Below are 18,905 nucleotides of genomic sequence, written 5' to 3'. Positions count from 1 at the left end.
GACGCGAGCCCCTGGCCGTCGTACGACGGCGGCGAAGGCGAGGCGGACGGCCGCTCACGCGAGCGGAAGCGGGACCAGGAGCGGGCGCGGGACCAGGACCAGGACCAGGAACAAAATCAAGCGCAGACGCACGGCAAGGACATGGTGCCCACCGGGATGAACGGGCCGGACGACACAAGCGGGTCCGGCGGACCGGACGGACCGGGTGGACAGGACGGGCCTGACGGACCGGGTGGACCGGGTGAGGTCCGCGTGCCGGGTGAACCGGACGGCTCCGGCGCCGGGGGCGGTGACGGCGGCCGGGGCGCTCCCGCCTCCCCCGGCCCCGGCCGGGCGCCCCGCATCCCGCTGCCCCGCGCGTCCGTGGAGGACAGCGGGCTGCCGCTGCCCGCGCTGCCGGAGCCGGTCCTTCCGCCGCCGCTCCGGCTGGAGCACCCGGTGCTCAAGTCCCTGCTGGGCGCATGGGCGTTGGCGGCCTGCTCCGCCGAGGAGACGGCCGCCGTGGAGGAGCACCTCGGAGACTGCGGCGCCTGCGCCGACGAGGCACGGCGACTGCGCGAGGCGGTCGGCCTGCTGCAGCGCCCGGAGAGCCTCGACCTGGACCCCGGTCTGCGCACCCGCGTCCTCGACGGCTGCCTGACCCGCCGCCCGCCCCGCATCCCGGTGCCGACCTGGGCTCAGTCGTACGACGCCGAGACCGCGCGACTGGACGCCCTGCTCCAGGACTTCGGGGACGCCGAGTGGCACGCCCCCGTGCGGCTGCGCTGGTTCGGCGGCAAGGAGGCCACGAGCCGCCGGACCACGGTCGCCGGGGTCATCGCCCATCTGCTCGCGGTGGACGGGCTCGTAGCCCTGGCCCTGGGACTCGACGACCCGCTGGAGGCGGGCGGGACGCGCGACGCGGACGGGAAGGGCGACCGCGCGGACGGACCGGACGGACCGGACGGACCGGACGGGGCGAGCGCGGCGGACGGACCGCCCCACGCGCTCGGCACCCCGGCGCATCGCACCGAGGCCTTCTGGGCCGGGACGCGCCGTCCGCCGACCCGCTCCGTGCGCGGCCCCTGGCGCGAACAGAGCCACGCCCTGGTGCGCACGGTGTCCTTCACCGACGGAGAGCGGCACGGCGCCATGCCGGTGTCGTACGGCGGCTTCGCACTGCCCCTGCGGGACGCCATGCTGGACCGCGCCTTCGAGTGCTGGGTGCACGCCGAGGACATCGCCGAGGCGGTCGACTACCCCTACGCGCCGCCCGCCCCCGGCCATCTGCACGGCATGATCGACCTGGCCGCCCGGATGCTGCCGGAGACGCTCGCGGCGCGCCGCCGCGCCGGGCTCGCCGCACCCGCGCACCACACCCGCCACCTGGTGAGCGCCGGCCGCCCCGGCCGCAGCCTGCGGCTGGAGATCGAGGGTTCCGGCGGCGGCCAGTGGCTGATCCCCCTGGACTCACCGGGCGCGGTGGGCTCCGCCGACCACGAGGTGGCCCATGTGGCGCTGGACGACGTGGAGTTCTGCCGGCTGGCGGCGGGCCATGTGTCGCCCGAGGAGGCGGCCGCGGGACAGGTCGGCGACCGCGAGGCGATCCGGGACGTGCTCTTCGCGGCGGCGAGCCTGAGCCGGATGTAGGGGCGGCGCGGGACATCGCACGGGCCGACCGCGCTCTTCCCGCCTCCGCCGGATCCGCGGCCTTCACGGTCTTCGCGGCGTACGGATCGGCGGCCTCCGCGGCCTCCGGATCCGCGGCCTCCGCGGGAGGAAGGGCCGAGCCGAACTCCTAGGCGAAGACGACCGTCCGCCGGCCGTTGAGCAGGATGCGGCGCTCCGCATGCCACTTGACGGCCCTGGCCAGCGCCTGGCACTCCACGTCCCGCCCGATGGCGACGAGTTGGTCCGGCGTGACGCCGTGCCCCACCCGCTCGACCTCCTGCTCGATGATCGGCCCCTCGTCGAGGTCGGCGGTCACGTAGTGCGCCGTCGCGCCGATCAGCTTCACACCCCGCGCGTGCGCCTGGTGGTACGGCTTCGCACCCTTGAAGCTCGGCAGGAAGGAGTGGTGGATGTTGATGATCCGGCCGCTGAGCTGCTTGCACAGGTCGTCGGAGAGGACCTGCATGTAGCGGGCGAGCACGACCAGTTCGACGCCCTGCTCCCGGACCAGCTCCAGCAGCTGGGCCTCGGCCTGCGCCTTGTTCTCCTTCGTCACCGGGATGTGGTGGAAGGGGATGTTGTAAGAGCCCACGAGCTCGGCGAAGTCGGTGTGGTTGGACACCACGGCCGCGATCTCCACCGGCAGCGCGCCGATGCTGGCGCGGAACAGCAGGTCGTTCAGGCAGTGCCCGAACCTGCTCACCATGAGGACGACGCGCATCCTGTCGTCGGCCCGGTTGATCTGCCAGTCCATGTGGAACGAGTCGCCGATCGCGGCGAAGCTCGCCCGCAGCTTGTCCACGGTCACCGGGGGCTCGGCGGAGAAGTGGACGCGCAGGAAGAACAGCCCCGTGTCGTGGTCGCCGAACTGCTGACTGTCCTCGATGTTGCAGCCGGTCATGAAGAGGTAACTCGACACGGCGTGCACGATGCCCTGCTTGTCGGGGCAGGAGAGGGTGAGGACGTACTGGTCGGCGAGGTTCGCCGCGGCTCCGGACTGCGCGTTCATGCCGGACAGGGTCGCATACCGCCCAGGCCCGTGGGCAGTCGTCCCGCAGGACGGAACGGGATACCCGGTCCCGGTCCGCCGTCCCGGCGTGGATCCCGGGGCCCGCCCTGGCGTGAGTCACAGGTCCGGCGTCGATCCCGCCCGGGCGCCCGGCGTCGATCCCGGTCCGCGCCCCGGGCAGCCTTCTAGGCCGCCCGCGTCATGATCCGCAGGACCTCCAGGGTCCGCGGCGGCGCGTCGGGGTCGTCGCCGTCGCTCGCCGCCATGCGCACATGCGCGTCCCGCGCCGCCCGCACCGCGTCCGGCCACGCCTGGTGGTCGACGTACGCGGAGACCGGGGCGTCCGGCCCGACCTGGTGCATGATCCGCAGCACGCGCAGCACGGCGGTGTCGACCAGGGCCGCCTCCTGCGAGTCGCGGAAGATCGTCCCGACGTATTTCTCGGCGGACCAGTTGTCGAGCCAGGTGTCCTCGACCAGACGGTACACGGCGTCGGTGACGTCCCCGTACCCCTCGACGCCGGCCAGCCAGACGTTCTGCTGGAACGCCGGATCGGAGAGCATGTGCAGCGCGGAGCGCACATTGCTGCGCCAGCGCCACCACGGCATGTCGTTGAGTGGCATGCCGCCCATGGTGAACGAGCGACGGCCGCGACGGGAAGAGTTCTCCGAACCTTGCACGGTCACCGATCGTACGTTTCCCCGCCCCAGGGGCTTCACGGACCCCGGCAATTCACCTTCCCGTCACCGCTGGTCGACCGAGGGTCACTCCTGGGTTGGTGAGGTGACGGAATCGTGCGTGTTCATGACCGGCAGGCGACGCACGTCCACGCGAAGCACCTTCCTCCCCCGTTCCTTCCGCTTCACCAGGTCCGTCCGAGCCGCCGCCCTCTCGGCGGGCGCGGTGGCCGCCTGCGCGTCGCTCGCCGTCGGATGCGGGGCCGTCCCCGGTACCACGGGGGGTTCCGGGGGCGACCCGATCGTCGTGATGACGTGGGCGCCCGAGGGGACGTCCGCGACCAACGAGCCCGGCATGCCCGCCTTCGCTCGCGCCTACGCCCGCTGGGTCAACGCGGCCGGAGGCCTGAACGGCCGCAAGATCCAGGTCCTGACCTGCAACGACCACAACGACACGGTGGCCGCCGCGAAGTGCGCCCGGCGGGCCGTCAAGGAGCACGCGGTCGCCGTCGTCGGCTCCTACAGCCAGCACTCCGACGCCTTCTTCCCGCACCTGGAAGGCGCCGGCATCCCCTACATCGGCGGCTACGGCGTCACGAACGCCGAGTTCACCAGCCCGCTGTCCTATCCGGTCAACGGCGGTCAGCCCTCGCTGCTGGCCGGCCTCGGCAAGGAGCTGGCCACGAGCTGCGGTCCCGTCTCGCTGGTCCGCCCCGACACCATCGCCGGCGACGCACTGCCCACGATGCTCGACGCCGGACTGACGGCGGGCGGGCACGCCGAGGCGGCCGACCAGCCGGCCCCGGAGGACGCCACCGAGTACGCGACGCAGGCCGAGACCGCCCTCGCGCACGCGACCGACGGCGGGACCGGCACGAAGAGCGCGGCCGGCGGACAGGGCAACGGGGCGGGGAAGGGCTGTGTGGTCACCGCGCTCGGGGACCGCACCAGCACCTTCATGGACTCGTTCCGCCGCACCCGGGCGGACCATCCCGAGGTGCGCACCGCCACCGTCCTCGGCAGCGTCGACCAGTCGGTGATCGACGCTGCCGGCGCCGGCGCCGGACCCTTCGAGGGGGCGTACGTCACCGGCTGGTACCCCGAGGTGAGCGACCCCGCCTGGGCGCCCATGAAGAAGGTGATCAGCGAGGCGGCCTTCTCCGACACCAGGATCGACCCGGCCGACACCGGCGTGCAGACCACCTGGATCGCCTACACCGTGTTCCGGCAGGCCGTGGAGTCGCTGGCCGGCGGCGACGTGACCGCCGGCACCGTGCGCGGCGCCCTCGACGACGGCCTGCGGATCACCACGGGGGGCCTGACTCCGACGCTCCGCTGGCAGTTCTCCGACCGTCTCGCCTCCATCGGCTTCCCGCGCCTGGTCAACGCCGAGGTCACCCTGCAGACCGTGCGGCAGGGACGACTGGTGGCCGCCAAGAAGGGCTTCGTCGACACGACGAAGACCCTGCAGAACGCAGACGTGAGCTGACGGCTGCCCGGCCCGGGCCGAGCGACGGGGCCGGGCCGGCGGGCAGACCCGGGACGACCGACAGGCCCGACCGACGGACAGCGCCGGCCGACGGACAGGGCCCGCCCGACGCACGGACCCCGGGCAGGCGGACGGACCCCGGGCCGGGCGAGCCGGTCCTCCCGGGGCCGGGCTCGGGAGGACGAGTCGTGGCTACAGCTGGGTGGGGCCGCGTTGCGTGAGGCCGTACTTCTTCGCGATCTCGTTCCAGAGCTTCGCGGCCTGGCTCTTCTGGGCGCTGGCGGTGCCGCTCGCCCGGTTGCCGGCCTGGGCCTCGCCGGTGGTGCGGGCCGAGCCCTTCTTGCAGTACTTCTTCTTGTCGCCCTCGACCTGCCCCGCCCAGGCGGCGTAGTGGTCGTCGGCCGACGCGGAAGCCTGCCACGCCTTGGTGAGAGCGGCGGTCAGCGCCGCGTGGTCCGGCAGCCGGTCGACCTTCAGCGCGGACAGCTTCGTGACCAGACCGGTCCGCTGCTCGGCCGCGTCGCGCAGATCGGCGGCGGCCTGCGAGAGGTTGTCGCACGCCTTCACGTCGGCCACCGCGCTGATCACGCTGGCCCGGCTGCTGCCGCTGTCGGCCAGCAGCTTGTCCAGTTCGACGGCCTGCTGCCGCGCCGCATCGGTGGAGGTCGACGCCGATCCCCCGGAGACCGGGGCCGACGCGGCGACGGTCTTGTCGTCGCCGGACTTGTCACCGCCGCCGCCCGCGAGCATCGCGCCCGCGCCGACTCCGACGACCGCCAGCGCCACGCCGATCACCGCGAACAGCGGCACCCGCGAGCGGCGACGGCCGTCGCGCCCGTCACCGTCGTCGTAGGCCCCGCGTCTCCCGCCCGTCGCCGGGCCGCCGGGCGGCGTGTGGGCGGGCTGAGCGTAGGCGGGCTGCGGGGACCGCGCTGCGGGCCCGGCCCCGTACCCCTGCCGGGCGCCGTGCCCGGGAACGTCCGGCTCCTCGAAACGCGGAAGCTGCTGCGTGGACCCGGCGTGGCCGTCGCCGCCCGGGCCGCCGCGGAAGAGATTCTCGAACCCGGCGGGCGGCTGCCCCTCCCCGCCGCCCTGGCCCGGCACGGGCGGGATGTACTGGGTGGCCTCGGAGTCGGGGTGCGCGCCCGGCTGAGCCCCGGGGAAGGCGCCCGTGCCGGGCATCGGCCCCGGAGCGTTGTGCGGGGCGCGGCCCAGGAAACGGGTCGACTCGGCCGGGCTCTCGGGCGGCATGGCGCCGGGAGCGACCGGCGGTATGTACTGCGTCGCGCCCTCGTCGGCCGGGACGGGCGGTATGTACTGCGTCGCACCCTCGTCGGCGGGCACCGGCGGTATGTACTGGGTGGCCCCCTCGTCTGCGGGCACCGGCGGTATGTACTGCGTCGCGCCCTCGTCGGGCACAGCCGCCGGGGCCACGGCCGACGGCAGGGGCGCGCCCTGGCCGTACGCAGCCCCGCCCTGGGCCGGTGCGCCCTCCGGCGGGAGCGGGCCGGCGCCCGCCCGGGAGCCGCCGTACCAGGGTTCCTGCGAGGCGCTCCAGGGGTCCTGCCCGCCCTGCCCCTGCTGGCCCTGCCCGTGCGTCGTCCCGCCCTGCCGGTGCGCCGGGTCCGGCTGGTCCGCGGCGAGCGGCCAGCCCTGGGCCGACTGCTGCGGCGCGGACGTCCGCCCCTCGGGGCCCCAGGCCTGCCCCCAGGTCTGCCCGCCGGACGGCTGCTGCTGCCCGAAGTCCTGGCCGTGATCGGGCTGTCCGGGCTGTCCGTAGGCCGCTTGCCCGTACTGCTGCTGCCCGTAGTCCTGTTGGCCTGACAGACCCTGTTGGCCCTGTTGGCCCTGCTGCCCGTACTCCTGGCGTCCGGGGTCCGGCTGTCCGTACTGCTGGGCGCCGTACCCGCCGGAGCGCTCGCCCTGCTGCGGGCCGGGGTGCCGGCCCGGCCGGGCCGGCACGCTCGGCGTCATTCCCGGCAGCAGGGGTTCCCCACCGTCGGAGGGCAGCACGATGCCTTCGCGCGCGGGCTGCGCCGAGGGCTCCTCGCCCTGTCCACTCTGCGTCACCGGGACTCCTACGAATGGGGGACCTTCGGAATCGTCGGCTCACGCTACCGGGTCCCCTGAACCCCGTGCCACGCAGCTCAGCACGTGACCTCCCGCTTCGGGGCCGGGCAGTGACGTCCGCAACAGATCCGGAGCGCCGTGCGCTGTTCCGTCGCCGCCGTGCGGACGGACGTCGTCCCCCGCACGTTCACGCAGCGGCGCCCCGCCCCTTCACGCCGCGGTCTGCAACTCCAGCCGCGCCCCGAACTCCCGCACCACCGACTCCTCCCGGAACGGCTCCAGCCGCTGCTGGAGATCCTCCAGGTACTCCGCGCCCCGGTTGGAGCGGAGCGTCCCGAGCAACTCGACCGCTTTCATACCGGTGTTGCAGGCCTGCTCGATCTCGCGCTGCTGCACCTGCGCGGTGGCCAGCAGGACGTATCCGATCGCGCGCCGACGGGCGCGGCCCGGCGGATGTCCGGCCAGCGACTCCTCGGCGCAGCGCGCCGCCGCCTCGGACTGGCCCAGGTCGCGATGACAGTGCGCCAACTCGTCGGCCAGATAGGCCTCGTCGAAGTGCGCGATCCACGCCGGGTCGTCCCCGGCGGCCGGATCGGCCGCCTCCAGCGCCGACACCGCCCGCCCGGAGGCCGCCTGCGCGCCCCGGACATCGCCCAGCAGGGCGTGCCCGCGCGCCTCCGCGGCGAGGAACATCGCCTCGGCGCGCGGGGTCACCCGCCCGCGCGCGCCCTCCTGCGCCGCCCGCGCCAACTGGGCGATCTCGCGCGGGTTCCCGAGCTGGGCGGCGAGGTGGCTCATGGAGGCGGCGAGGACGTACCCGCCGTACCCGCGGTCGCCTGCCGCGTGGGCCAGCCGCAGCGCCTGGATGTAGTAGCGCTGGGCGAGGCCCGGTTGGCCGGTGTCGACTGCCATGTACCCGGCGAGTTCCGTCAAGCGGGCGACGGCCGCGAAGAGTTCACGTCCCACCGCCTCCCGGTAGGAGCCGACGAGCAGGCCCGAGACGACACTGTTGAGGTAGTGCACGACGACGGGGCGCACATGCCCGCTGCCGTACTGGTGGTCCAGGTCGACCAGCGCCTGCGTCATCGCCTTGACGGCCGCCACGTCGGACAGGCCCACCCGGGGACCCGCCGACCGCGCCACCTGGGCGTCGGGTGAGGAGATCAGCCAGTCGCGGCTCGGCTCGACCAGCGCCGATGCGGCCACGGACGAGCCGGAGAGGAAGTCGCGCCGGCCCACGTCGCTGCGCCACAGCTCGCAGACCTGCTCGATGGCCCCCAGCACCGTCGGAGAGAACTGCAGGCCCACGCCCGAGGCGAGGTTCTTGCCGTTGGCCATGCCGATCTCGTCGATCGTGACCGTCCGGCCGAGCTTGCGGCCCAGCGCCTCAGCGATGACCGCCGGCGCGCGCCCCCGCGGCTGCTGTCCGCGCAGCCAACGCGCCACGGACGTCTTGTCGTAGCGCAGGTCGAGACCGTGCTCGGCGCCGCACATGTTGACGCGGCGGGCGAGCCCGGCGTTCGAGCACCCCGCCTCCTGGATGAGCGCCTGCAGCCGTTCGTTCGGCTGCCGCGCGACTAGCGGCCTTGCGGCCATGGGCACAACCCCCTGTGGCTGCGGTGAACGGGGCGACGGGTGCCCGCCCACACACCGAGTTGACGTGTCTTCCACCGAAAAGTTCCGGCCGAGCAGATCAATGCCCCACGGACCGACCGAAAATGCGAGACATGTGAGGATTGCCGGTGAATGCCGAGCAATGCGGTTCAATGCTCTTCAACGGTCTTCAACGCCGATCAATGCGGAGAATCGCCGGGTCACCCGGGGAAGCCCCGACCCCCGCTACCTGGTTACCCGCTCCCACGCCCGTTCCTTCCACGCGCCCCCGCACATGCACCCATGCGCCCCGAACGCCGAATCGATGCTCCTCCCCCGCGCATTCGGGCAGGCGTAACCCCCGGTGAGCGCTAGAGTTGTGTTCATCGTGGAAGAGACCATCGCGGGCGCCGACGCCACTCAAATCCCGAAGCAGCGCGGGGAATCGCTGCTCGAGACCGCTGTTCGCTACGCCGAGGAACGTCATTGGGACGTGTGCCCGGGCACATGGCTCGAGACCGTCGACGGGGTGCAGCTCTGCTCCTGCGGCGACCGGGCGTGTGCCGCCCCGGGAGCACATCCCTCCCGGTCGGACTGGGCGACACAGGCCACCGGCAGTGCGACGGTCGCGCGCCGGATGTGGCAGAACCAGCCGACCGCCTCGATCCTGCTGCCCACCGGGCGCACGTTCGACGCGATCTCCGTGCCGGAGACGGCCGGGTTCCTCGCGCTGGCCCGGATGGAGCGGATGGAGCTGACACTCGGTCCGGCCACCCTGACGCCGGACCGGCGGATGCAGTTCTTCGTGCTGCCGGGCGCGTCGGCGAAGGTGCCGGACCTGGTGCGCAGGCTGGGCTGGTCGCTGGGCGCGCTCGATCTCGTGACGCTCGGCGAGGGCACGTACGTCGCCGCGCCGCCCACCCGGTACGGGTCCCGGGGGGCCGTGCAGTGGGCCTGCCGGCCGACCGCCGCGAACCGGTGGCTGCCGGACGCCGAGGAGTTGATCTCGCCGCTCGCCTACGCGTGCGGACGAGACCGGTAAGGCGCGCTCCCCGCCGCATGCGTAGGGTTCGTGCATGACGTCCGTACGCGTGCGCAACCTCTGGAAGCGGTTCGGTCAGCAGGTCGCCGTCGCCGGGATCGATCTCGATCTGCCCTCGGGGAAGTTCATCGGGCTGGTCGGGCCGAACGGAGCCGGGAAGACCACCACCCTGTCGATGGTGACCGGGCTGCTGCGGCCGGACCAGGGGTCCGTCGAGGTCGTCGGGCACGACGTGTGGCGAGATCCCGTCGAGGTGAAGGCCCGGATCGGGGTCCTCCCTGAGGGACTGCGACTGTTCGAACGGCTGTCCGGGCGTGAACTGCTGTCCTACAGCGGGCGGTTGCGGGGGCTGCCCGGCGCCGAGGTCGACAAGCGGGCCACGCAGCTGCTCGACGTCCTCGACCTGGCCGGCGCCCAGCACAAGCTCGTCGTCGACTACTCGACCGGCATGCGCAAGAAGATCGGGCTCGCGGCCGCGCTGCTGCACAACCCCGAAGTGCTCTTCCTCGACGAGCCGTTCGAGGGCGTGGATCCGGTGTCCGCGCAGATCATCCGCGGAGTGCTGGAGCGGTACACGGCATCCGGGGCGACGGTCGTCTTCTCCTCCCATGTGATGGAGCTCGTCGAGTCGCTGTGCGACTGGGTGGCGGTGATGGCGGCGGGGCGCATCCGGGCGCACGGCACGCTGGAGGAGGTGCGGGGGGCCGCGCCCTCGTTGCAGCGGGCGTTCCTCGAACTCGTCGGGGCGCAGGGCCGGGACACCGGCTCCGACCTCGACTGGCTGGGCGGGGCAGGCCGTTGAGCGCCCCCGCCGCCCCGGCCTCCACCACGGCCGCCCCCGCGCCGGACCTCGTCGCCACCGTCGTCCGGCTCAAGCTGTCGCTGCTGCGCAACGGGCTGCGGCAGTCGAGCGGGCGGCGGGCCGCCTACGTCGCCTCCGCCGTCCTCACCCTGGTGTTCGCCGCGCTGCTGCTGCTCGGGCTGGTCGCCCTGCGGGGGCACGCGCACGCGGTGTCGCTGGTGGTGCTGCTGGTCGCGGTGTTCGCCGTGGGCTGGGCCGTGATGCCCCTGTTCTTCCCCGGCGGCGACGAGACGCTCGACCCGACCCGGCTGGTGATGCTGCCGCTGCGGCCCCTGCCGCTGGTGCGGGCGCTGCTGGTGGCCTCGCTGGTGGGCATCGGACCGCTGCTCACGCTGCTCGTGCTGGCCGGGTCGGTGGTGGCGGTGGCGCACGGAGCGGCGGCCTGGACGGTGGGGGTTCTCGCCGTGGCGCTCGGGCTGCTGGTGTGCGTGGCGCTGGCGCGGGCCGTGGCCGCCGCCAACATCCGGCTGCTGACCAGCCGCAAGGGCCGCGATCTGGCGGTGCTGAGCGGACTGGTCATCGCGGTCGGGGTGCAGTTCGTCAACTTCGGGGTGCAGCGGCTCGGCTCGTCCGGTCTGGGGGAGCTCGATCCGACGGCGGCCGTGCTGCGCTGGCTGCCGCCCGCTTCGGCGGTCGGCGCGGTGCACTCGGTGAGCGAGGGCGACTACGGCGTCGCCGCCGCGCAGCTCGCCGTCAGCGCCGCGGCACTGGCCCTGCTGGTGACGGCGTGGGCGCGGAGCATGACGCGGCTGATGACCTCGCCCGACGGCTCGACGCTGCAGGCCGCCGAGCCCGCCGCGCAGAAGCGGCGGGGCCGGGCGGGGCCGGCACGGCTGCTGCCGGGCGGGCGCACCGGCACGGTGATGGAACGCAGCCTGCGCTATGTGTGGCGCGACCCGAAGACCAAGGCGGCCTGGGTGACGTCGCTGGCCATCGGCCTCATCGTGCCCGTGTTCAACGCGCTGCAGGGCACCGGCTCGATCTACTTCGCCTGCTTCGCCGCCGGGATGCTCGGCATCCAGATGTACAACCAGTTCGGGCAGGACACCTCCGCGTTCTGGATGGTCGCCATGACGATCTCGTCGACCCGGGACGCCTACGACGAGCTGCGCGCCCGGGCGCTGGCCCTGCTGTTGATCACCTTGCCGTACGCGACGGCGGTGACCGTGCTGACGACCGCGTTGCTCGGCGACTGGGCGAAACTGCCCGAGGTGCTGGGGCTGTCCCTCGCGCTGCTCGGCGCGATGCTCGCCACGGGGGCGTGGACCTCGGCGCGCTTTCCCTACTCGATCCCGCAGGAGGGCTACAAGAACGTCGCCCCGGGGCAGGCCGGTCTCGCCTGGATCGCGGTCTTCGGCGGCATGGTCTCGGCGGCGCTGCTCTGCGCGCCCGTCATCGCGGTGACGATCTGGCTCAACGTCAGCGAGGGCGGGGACGCGTGGACATGGCTGCTGCTGCCCGGGGGCGCGGTGTACGGCGCGGGCGTCACGCTGCTGGGGCTGCGGCTGGCCGCGCCACGCACGGCGTCGCGCCTGCCGGAGATCCTGTCGGCCGTGAGCAAGGGCTGACGCTCGCGAAGAGCGCCCCACCCGGACTCACCGCCCGTCCGAGCTCGGCCCCGTTCGGGCTCGGACCCCGCTCGGGCCCACCGCCCGTCGGGGCTCGGGTCCGTTCGGGCATGAGCCCGTTGGGGCTCAGGCCCCGCTCAGGCTCAGGCCCCGCTCGGGCCCACCGCCCATTCGGGCATGAGCCCGCTCAGGGCCCGGCCCACTCACGGCCCGGCCCGGCCCGCTCAGGGCCCGGCCCGTCGGCAAGATCGGGGCTCTCGAGATCAGGGGGCGTCGGGGCTGAGCACCGCGTCCAGGAAGGGCTCGATCGCCGTGCGCCATCCCTCGGGCTGGTCGTAGTGGACGAGGTGCCCGGCGTCGGCGACCTCGGCGTACTCGCCGCGCGGCAGGACGCGGACCATCTCCTGGGCCTCGGCGCGGCCCAGCTCGCCGTCCAGGCCCCGTACGACCAAGGCCGGGCACCGGACCTGGGTGAGCTCCTCCCAGTGGGCGTCGTAGACCCAGGTCTCACGGGAGGTGAGCATCTGCTCGGGCTCGAAGACGGGACGCCAGCCGTCCGGCGACTCGTGCATCGCCTCGGCATAGAACTCGCCCCGGGAGGGGTTCGGCCGCTCCACCCAGGGGTCGTCCTCGCCGAACCACTTGCGGACGTCTGCGAGGGTGGCGAAGGGGAGGGGCCAGGACGCGAACCAGTCGGCCCACTCGCGCTGCGAGGCCGCTCCCAGCGCCGAGGCCCGCATGTCGCAGACGACCAGGGCGCGCACCAGGTCGGGGCGTTTGGCCGCGAGCTGCCAGGCGGTGAGCGCTCCCATGGCGTGCCCGATGACGACGGCCGGGGCGAGCCCGAGCTGTTCGAGGGCCGCCTCCGCGTCCTCCACGTAGGCCTCGCGGGTGAACGCGGCCTGCGGCGGCTTCTCGCTCTGCCCGTGGCCGCGCTGGTCGAGAGCGACCGCCCGGTGCCGCTCGGAGAGCCAGCGGGCGGTGGACGCCCAGTGCGAGGCACGCCCCATCAGGCCGTGCAGTAACAGGACCCCGGAGGTCCGCTCGGGCTCCGCGGGCCGCGGCCGTCCCCCGGAGGACTGCGCCGGGATCCCCTTGGGCGGGTCCCCGAACTCCCAGGCCGCCAGACGTACGCCGCCCGCCCCGGTCACGTCGATGCGTCGCGCCATAGGTCCTGGCACCCCCCTAGCCGTCGTACCGCTGCGCTGCCGATGCTCCGTACCGCCTTCGATCACCCGCAGGCTATCGAATGCTCTTTCGAGAATTGCACTCTCCGCGCACAACACCCCTCGTTCGAGTGACCATTCTCAAGGAATGATCCGCTCCACCGAGGGGAGATCTTCAGCGGGAGGCGGACCGCTCGGGGAAAACGGTCCGAGGGGAATGACCCTGAGAGCTCGGGGCTCCGGGTCAGCACAGGGGAGGACAGGCCCCGGCGCCGCAAGGCGCCGGGGCCCTTCACTGCTCCGCGGCACATCATCCCGCCCCCTCAGGTCATATGCCTCACGCGACAGCCTGGCACGACAAGCGCCGGAGCGCTGCGATTCGGCACAGGCAATCTCCGATTCGACGGGTTCGACGAAGCGCCGCAACTTCCCCGTCGGCCCCAGGAGTTGCAGCCTGCCCGGCGCGGCGACGACGGCGGACGGCAGCCGGGACGGGCCTACCTCTTCGCGACGAACACGTGCGACGCGACGTCCGACGCCAGCTCCGCGGCCTCGCCGCCGCTTCCCACCAGCACACCGCCCGGCGACTCCGTCACGCTCACGACCGAGCCGGGCTGCACCCCCGCGCGGCGCAGCGTGTACATCAGCTGCGCGTCCGTCTGGATCGGCTCGCCGATACGGCGCACGACGACCGTCTTGCCCTCCGGGCCCGGGGCGAGATCGGCCAGCGAGACCATGCCCTCGTCCAGGAACGGGTCCGCGCCGTCCTTCTCGCCCAGCTCCTCCAGGCCCGGGATGGGGTTGCCGTACGGCGACTCGGTCGGGTGCCGCAGCAGCTCCAGCACCCGGCGCTCCACGGCCTCGCTCATCACGTGCTCCCAGCGGCACGCCTCCGCGTGGACCTGCTCCCACTCCAGGCCGATCACGTCGACGAGCAGGCACTCGGCGAGGCGGTGCTTGCGCATCACGCGCGTGGCCAGCCGGCGGCCCTCGTCGGTGAGCTCGAGGTGGCGGTCGCTGGCCACCGCGACCAGACCGTCGCGCTCCATGCGCGCAACCGTCTGGCTGACCGTCGGGCCGCTCTGGTCGAGCCGCTCGGCGATCCGGGCACGCATCGGGACCACACCTTCCTCTTCCAGCTCGAGGATGGTGCGGAGATACATCTCCGTGGTGTCGATCAGTCCGGACATTCGTGCCCCTCGATTAGCTCTGCCGAAAAGCTCGACCGCTCTACGGCGCGTGCGCTGGCCCTGCACTCAATTCTGCCGGATACCACTGACAAGCGTGCCTCGCCGTCCGGACGGGGAGGCGACGGCCGGGTCCCCGCGGCCGTCCCCGGAGCGTCCCGCGTCCCGGCCTTCCCCCGGCCGTCCCCCCGGCTCCGGCCGTATTGACAGCGCACTGGTCCAGACCGCACGGTGATCCGCGACACGGACAGCGACACCTCCACCGACCCGGCAAAGGGGCCCCTCGGATGAGCGACCGCAAGCTCGCCGCCCAGTTCTTCGACGCCGCCGTCGCCCTGCTGCAACGGGTCCGGAACGAGGAGGCCGAGGCCGTCGACGCCGCCGGCACGCTCCTCGCCGACACCGTGGCCGCCGGCGGCCGCCTCTTCGCCTTCGGCGCCGGCCACTCCTCGCTCGCCGCGCAGGACGTCGTCTACCGGGCGGGCGGCCTCGCCCTCATGAACCTGCTCGCCGTGCCCGGCGTCGTCGGCGTCGACGTCGTGCCCGCCACCCTCGGCTCGGCCCTCGAACGCGTCGACGGCCTGGCGAGCGCCGTCCTCGACACCTCGCCGCTGCGCGCGGGCGACGCCCTCGTCGTCGTCTCGCTCTCCGGCCGCAACGCCCTGCCCGTGGAGATGGCCTTGCACGCCCGCTCCCTGGGCGTGCAGGTCATCGGCGTGACCTCCGTGGCGTACGCGACGCGGACCACATCCCGGCACGCCACCGGGACCTTCCTCAAGGACCACTGCGACGTCGTCCTCGACTCGAAGATCGCGGTCGGCGACGCCGAGCTCACCCTCGACACCGTCCCCGCGCCCTTCGCTCCCGCCTCCACGGTCGTGACGTCGGCCCTTCTGCAGGCCGTCATGGCCACCGCGGCCGGAGCCCTCGCCGAGCGCGGCATCGAGCCCCCGCTGCTGCGCTCGGGCAACGTCGACGGCGGCCACGACTGGAACGGCCGGATCATGGAGGAGTACCGGGACCGCATCTTCTACCGGCACTGAACGCCGCCCACCCGCGCGCGGGTGCGGCCCGCGGGTCAGTTGCGTGCGTCAGCCGCGCGGGCCGGTCGCGCCGGTCAGTCCTCGCCCCGCTCGGCCGTCTGCGCCGTCAGGTCCGCGAGGTCCAGCGCCGAGGAGATGCGCACGGCGACGTCCTCGGCGTAGTTCGCGTCGGAGCGCTCGAAGGGGGTACGGCCGCCGCCGCGCAGGAACGTCACCACGCCCAGGGTGCGGCCGCGGCTGCGCAGCACCGCGCACAGCGCGTGCACCGTGTCCTCGGGCCACTGCCGCGTCCGCGCCCACGCCCGCGCCTCGTCGGCCGGCACCGAGCCGGAACCCGCCCGCACGGAACCGGCCCGCGCGACGCACTGCAGCGCCGGGTGCCCGTCGGGATAGCGCAGCGGCAGGCCCGCGTGTCCGGTGAGCGTGCTCGGGCCGGGGCCGCCCGAGGGGGTGGCCGCGACCCGCATCAGGCGCGGCGGCCCGGCCCCCTCCGCGTCGCCCATCACCCGGTCGACCAGCGCGTGGTCGGCGAAACCGGCGAGCGCGAAGTCGAGATGGACCGTCGCCGCCTCGGTGGGGTCCTCGCACTCGGCGGCGGCCCGGCCGGCCCGGTGCAGCTGGTTGGCGCGGAACCGCAGCAGCGAGGCCTCCTGCTCGCCCTGCTTGGCCGCCGTGACGTCCTGGAAGATCCAGCCGACGCCGAGCGGCACCGGTTCCTCCGCGAGCGGCGAGGCCAGCCGCAGGAAGCCGCTGCGCCAGCAGCGCCGCTTCTCGCCGTCCGGGGTGCGCACCCCCACCCACAGCTCGGCGGGGGCCGGCGGGGCGCCCTCGGCGAGGACGTGCGTCAGCGCGTTCTCCAGCTCCTCCGCGCCCCGGGTGAGGAGTTCTCCCAGCGGGCGGCCCAGAAGGGCCGTGCGGCTGGTGCCGAGCGCGCGGGCGGCGTGCGCGTTGACGACGGCGGGGCGCAGGTCGGCGTCGACCAGGACGACCCCCCAGGAGGCGTCGTCGAACAGGGCCTCACTGAGCGCGATGGAACGCTCCAGGTCGATCTGGGCGTGCACCTCGCTGAAGGCGCAGTACAGCCCGGTGGGCTTGCCGTCCGGGCCGGGCACGGCGGCCGACTGGGTGCGCACGAGCACCCGGCCGCCGTCCTTGGTGAGCAGCGCGAACTCGTGCACCTGGCGGCCCGGGGCGTGCATGGCCGCCATCAGCCGCCCCTCGATGTCCGCCGCGTCGGCCTCGCGCACGGCCCAGCCGGCGAAGCCGCGGCGGCCGACGGCCTCCTGCGCGCTCCAGCCGAGGATGCGCTCGGCCTCACGGTTCCAGTGGGTGACGACTCCGTCGCCGTCGAAGGCGCACAGCGCCGCGTCCATGCCGTCGAGCAGCGCGGCGAGCAGGTCTGCGCCGTCCGGGCCGACGGGGGGCTGCGCGCCGCCCGGGGTCTTCGGGCCGTCGTCGCCCCGCCCGGGCCGCTCGGGCTCGTCCGGCCCGAGTTCGTCGGTGGTCCCACTACGCCGGGAAGCACTCACCTGGACCCCCTGCAGGTTCGCTCACTTGCCCTCATTCAACTCGAACGTGACGCAGCCCACATACGGTTCCCGCAAGATGGCAGCGGAATCGCCGTGCTGCGCCTCGCCCGTGGCGGGAAGGGAGCCGCGGGCCGGACCGTTCCGCCGTTCCGCCGTCGAGCGCCACCGGGGCGCCGAGCCCTCCACGATGACGGCCGAGGGCGACAACGAAGATCATCCACAGTTCCAGCGAACCTCGCCCGCGCGCGTGCGTCAACCCGTGCGCGTCGATCGGCCATGGTCGCGGCAGCCTCGGGACCCGGGCGCCGCGGGCGTCGTGGCGACTTCCGGGGCTTTCGCGACGTCTCGGAAAAACCCCTTGAGCGACCGGGGACGGGTTCTTAAGGTGTGCGTACCGAATGAAAGGAGGTGGTCCGAAGCATGTATGCACACCGGACGTCGGAGGTGGCTGCGGGCTGATGGCCCGTCGCCCACTGAGTGCGGTGCCGGACCGGCGTGTGTGACTTGCACGCAACCGGCCAATTCAACGCAGTCACCCGACCCGCGAGTCGCCGGTACGTCCGGCCGGCCCTCCTGAGGAGGACCAGACTCGCGGGTCGCCTGCTTTTCCGCCCCGCGCTCCCCCGCCCCCGGCACCCGATCCACCGGTCCACCGATCCTCGGGTCCACCGGTCCTCGGCCCCTCCTGGACTTCCTGGACCTTCTCCGCAGCATTTGCGGTGCGTGATCCACGCCACGTACGGATTTTCTGCCAGGCAGTACCCTGAGCGCATGCTTTCGCTCGTTCGACGCCGCCACGTGGACTACGTCCGCGTCACGAGCACGGGCTGTCGACGCTCCGTCTGAGCCTCCGGCCCCCCGCGGTCCACGCCGCCCGCGCTCACGCGCTCCCCCTCCCTCCGCCCACCTGGCACCCGTGCGCCGTCCCACCCGACGCCGGCCGCGGGCCCCCGCACACCCACGGACGCACCATGACGAACGTGACACCCCTCGCGACGAACCCGTCCCACCGGCAGCTGCCGGTCATCGATCTCTCGGCAGCCGACCGCGGCCCCCGGGAACGGGCGCTGCTCCACGCCCAGCTGCACGGCGCCGCCCATGACGTGGGGTTCTTCCAGCTGGTCGGGCACGGAGTCGGCGAGCGGGAGACGGAAGCGCTGCTGTCCGCCATGCGCGCCTTCTTCGCGCTGCCCGAGGCCGAGCGGCTCGCTCTCGACAACGTGAACTCGCCGCACTTCCGCGGCTACACCCGGACCGGCGACGAGCGGACCGGCGGCCGGCGGGACTGGCGCGACCAGCTCGACATAGGGGCCGAGCGGCCCGCGCGGGCGCCCGGACCGGACGAGCCCGCCTACTGGTGGCTCCAGGGACCCAACCAGTGGCCCGCCGGGCTGCCCGAGCTGCGCACGGCCGCGCTCGCGTGGATCGATCGGCTGAGCGCCGTCGCCGGGAAGCTGCTGCACGAGCTGCTCGCCTCGATCGGCGCGCCCGCCGGTTTCTACGACCCGGTGTTCGGGGAGCGGGCGCACCCGCACCTGAAGCTCGTGCGGTACCCGGGCAGCGCCGGGGACGGCGCCGGCCAGGGGGTCGGCGCCCACAAGGACTACGGCTTCCTGACGCTGCTGCTCCAGGACGGGGTGGGCGGCCTCCAGGTGCAGCGGGAGGACGGCGCGTTCCACGACGTCCCGCCGCTGCCGGGCGCGTTCGTCGTCAACCTGGGCGAGCTGCTGGAGGTGGCGACCGACGGGTACCTCGTCGCCACCAACCACCGGGTGGTGTCACCGCCGAGCGCCGTCGAGCGGTTCTCCGTGCCGTTCTTCTACAACCCCCGCCTGGACGCGCGCGTGGAGCCGCTGCCGTTCCCGCACGCGTCCGCCGCCCCCGGCGTGAGCGACGATCCGGCCAACCCGCTCTTCGCCGAGTACGGCTTCAACGAGCTGAAGGGCAAGCTGCGCGCCCACCCGCTGGTGGCCGAGCGGCATCACGCGGAGCTGCTCAGCCCCGCGTGACGGTCCCCCGG

At 73.7% G+C, this 18,905-nt stretch carries 14 protein-coding genes; 7 read left to right on the top strand and 7 right to left on the bottom strand.

Features of this window, described 5'->3' with window-relative positions; all coding sequences use genetic code 11:
- Nucleotides 1–156: 156 nt before the first annotated feature.
- Nucleotides 157–1,629, top strand: coding sequence for an anti-sigma factor family protein (locus IE239_RS16125; RefSeq protein WP_190150121.1), 1,473 nt, complete (start codon nucleotides 157–159; stop codon nucleotides 1,627–1,629).
- 148 nt (nucleotides 1,630–1,777) lie between these two features.
- On the opposite strand, the gene purU is transcribed toward IE239_RS16125, so the two are convergent.
- Together purU and IE239_RS16115 are read right to left on the bottom strand one after the other, a co-directional pair.
- A complete protein-coding gene (gene purU / locus IE239_RS16120) occupies nucleotides 1,778–2,659 on the bottom strand; it encodes a formyltetrahydrofolate deformylase (protein ID WP_190150011.1) in 882 nt (293 codons plus the stop codon).
- Between the two features lie 185 nt (nucleotides 2,660–2,844).
- Nucleotides 2,845–3,345 carry an SCO4402 family protein gene (locus tag IE239_RS16115; protein WP_190150010.1) on the bottom strand — a complete coding sequence of 167 codons (501 nt, stop codon included), beginning with the start codon at nucleotides 3,343–3,345 and terminating at the stop codon, nucleotides 2,845–2,847.
- 118 nt (nucleotides 3,346–3,463) lie between these two features.
- On the opposite strand from IE239_RS16115, the gene IE239_RS16110 reads away from it, so the two are divergent.
- Nucleotides 3,464–4,825 carry an ABC transporter substrate-binding protein gene (locus tag IE239_RS16110; RefSeq protein WP_190150009.1) on the top strand — a complete coding sequence of 454 codons (1,362 nt, stop codon included), beginning with the start codon at nucleotides 3,464–3,466 and terminating at the stop codon, nucleotides 4,823–4,825.
- Between the two features lie 192 nt (nucleotides 4,826–5,017).
- Here IE239_RS16110 and IE239_RS16105 read toward each other — a convergent pair whose 3' ends face one another.
- Together IE239_RS16105 and IE239_RS16100 are read right to left on the bottom strand one after the other, a co-directional pair.
- Nucleotides 5,018–6,895 (bottom strand): hypothetical protein, encoded by a 1,878-nt coding sequence (locus IE239_RS16105; RefSeq protein ID WP_190150008.1) that lies wholly within the window; start codon nucleotides 6,893–6,895, stop codon nucleotides 5,018–5,020.
- A gap of 210 nt (nucleotides 6,896–7,105) precedes the next feature.
- Complete coding sequence (locus IE239_RS16100; protein WP_190150007.1) at nucleotides 7,106–8,491, bottom strand: NsdA family TPR-like regulatory protein; 1,386 nt, start codon at nucleotides 8,489–8,491, stop codon at nucleotides 7,106–7,108.
- A 376-nt stretch (nucleotides 8,492–8,867) separates the two neighbouring features.
- Between IE239_RS16100 and IE239_RS16095 the strand changes: the two genes are divergently transcribed.
- From IE239_RS16095 to IE239_RS16085, 3 genes are read left to right on the top strand one after another with little or no spacing between them, the layout of a single operon-like run.
- Complete coding sequence (locus IE239_RS16095; RefSeq protein ID WP_190150120.1) at nucleotides 8,868–9,530, top strand: bifunctional DNA primase/polymerase; 663 nt, start codon at nucleotides 8,868–8,870, stop codon at nucleotides 9,528–9,530.
- Between the two features lie 34 nt (nucleotides 9,531–9,564).
- Entirely contained in the window at nucleotides 9,565–10,332 is a 768-nt protein-coding gene (locus tag IE239_RS16090) for an ABC transporter ATP-binding protein (RefSeq protein WP_190150006.1), read from the top strand.
- The gene (locus tag IE239_RS16085; RefSeq protein WP_373308107.1) at nucleotides 10,329–11,960 is read left to right on the top strand and encodes a transporter; all 1,632 of its coding nucleotides are present in this window, start codon (nucleotides 10,329–10,331) and stop codon (nucleotides 11,958–11,960) included. The genes IE239_RS16090 and IE239_RS16085 overlap by 4 nt, the downstream gene beginning before the upstream one ends.
- Nucleotides 11,961–12,223: 263 nt before the next feature.
- Here IE239_RS16085 and IE239_RS16080 read toward each other — a convergent pair whose 3' ends face one another.
- Nucleotides 12,224–13,129: an alpha/beta fold hydrolase gene (locus tag IE239_RS16080; protein ID WP_190150005.1), complete on the bottom strand. Its 906-nt coding sequence runs from the start codon at nucleotides 13,127–13,129 to the stop codon at nucleotides 12,224–12,226.
- A 494-nt stretch (nucleotides 13,130–13,623) separates the two neighbouring features.
- Entirely contained in the window at nucleotides 13,624–14,316 is a 693-nt protein-coding gene (locus IE239_RS16075; protein ID WP_190150004.1) for an iron-dependent transcriptional repressor DtxR, read from the bottom strand.
- A 284-nt stretch (nucleotides 14,317–14,600) separates the two neighbouring features.
- Between IE239_RS16075 and IE239_RS16070 the strand changes: the two genes are divergently transcribed.
- A complete protein-coding gene (locus tag IE239_RS16070) occupies nucleotides 14,601–15,356 on the top strand; it encodes an SIS domain-containing protein (RefSeq protein ID WP_190150003.1) in 756 nt (251 codons plus the stop codon).
- A 74-nt stretch (nucleotides 15,357–15,430) separates the two neighbouring features.
- Here IE239_RS16070 and IE239_RS16065 read toward each other — a convergent pair whose 3' ends face one another.
- Nucleotides 15,431–16,885, bottom strand: coding sequence for a PAS domain-containing protein (locus IE239_RS16065; RefSeq protein ID WP_190150002.1), 1,455 nt, complete (start codon nucleotides 16,883–16,885; stop codon nucleotides 15,431–15,433).
- 971 nt (nucleotides 16,886–17,856) lie between these two features.
- Here IE239_RS16065 and IE239_RS16060 point away from each other — a divergent pair.
- Nucleotides 17,857–18,894: an isopenicillin N synthase family dioxygenase gene (locus tag IE239_RS16060; RefSeq protein ID WP_190150001.1), complete on the top strand. Its 1,038-nt coding sequence runs from the start codon at nucleotides 17,857–17,859 to the stop codon at nucleotides 18,892–18,894.
- Nucleotides 18,895–18,905 lie beyond the last annotated feature (11 nt).

The sequence above is a fragment of the Streptomyces humidus genome (assembly GCF_014649655.1).
In the GTDB taxonomy this organism is placed as follows: Bacteria; Actinomycetota; Actinomycetes; order Streptomycetales; family Streptomycetaceae; genus Streptomyces; species Streptomyces humidus.
Note: the sequence above shows the minus strand (reverse complement) of the source record. Positions and strands in the feature narration are given on the sequence as shown.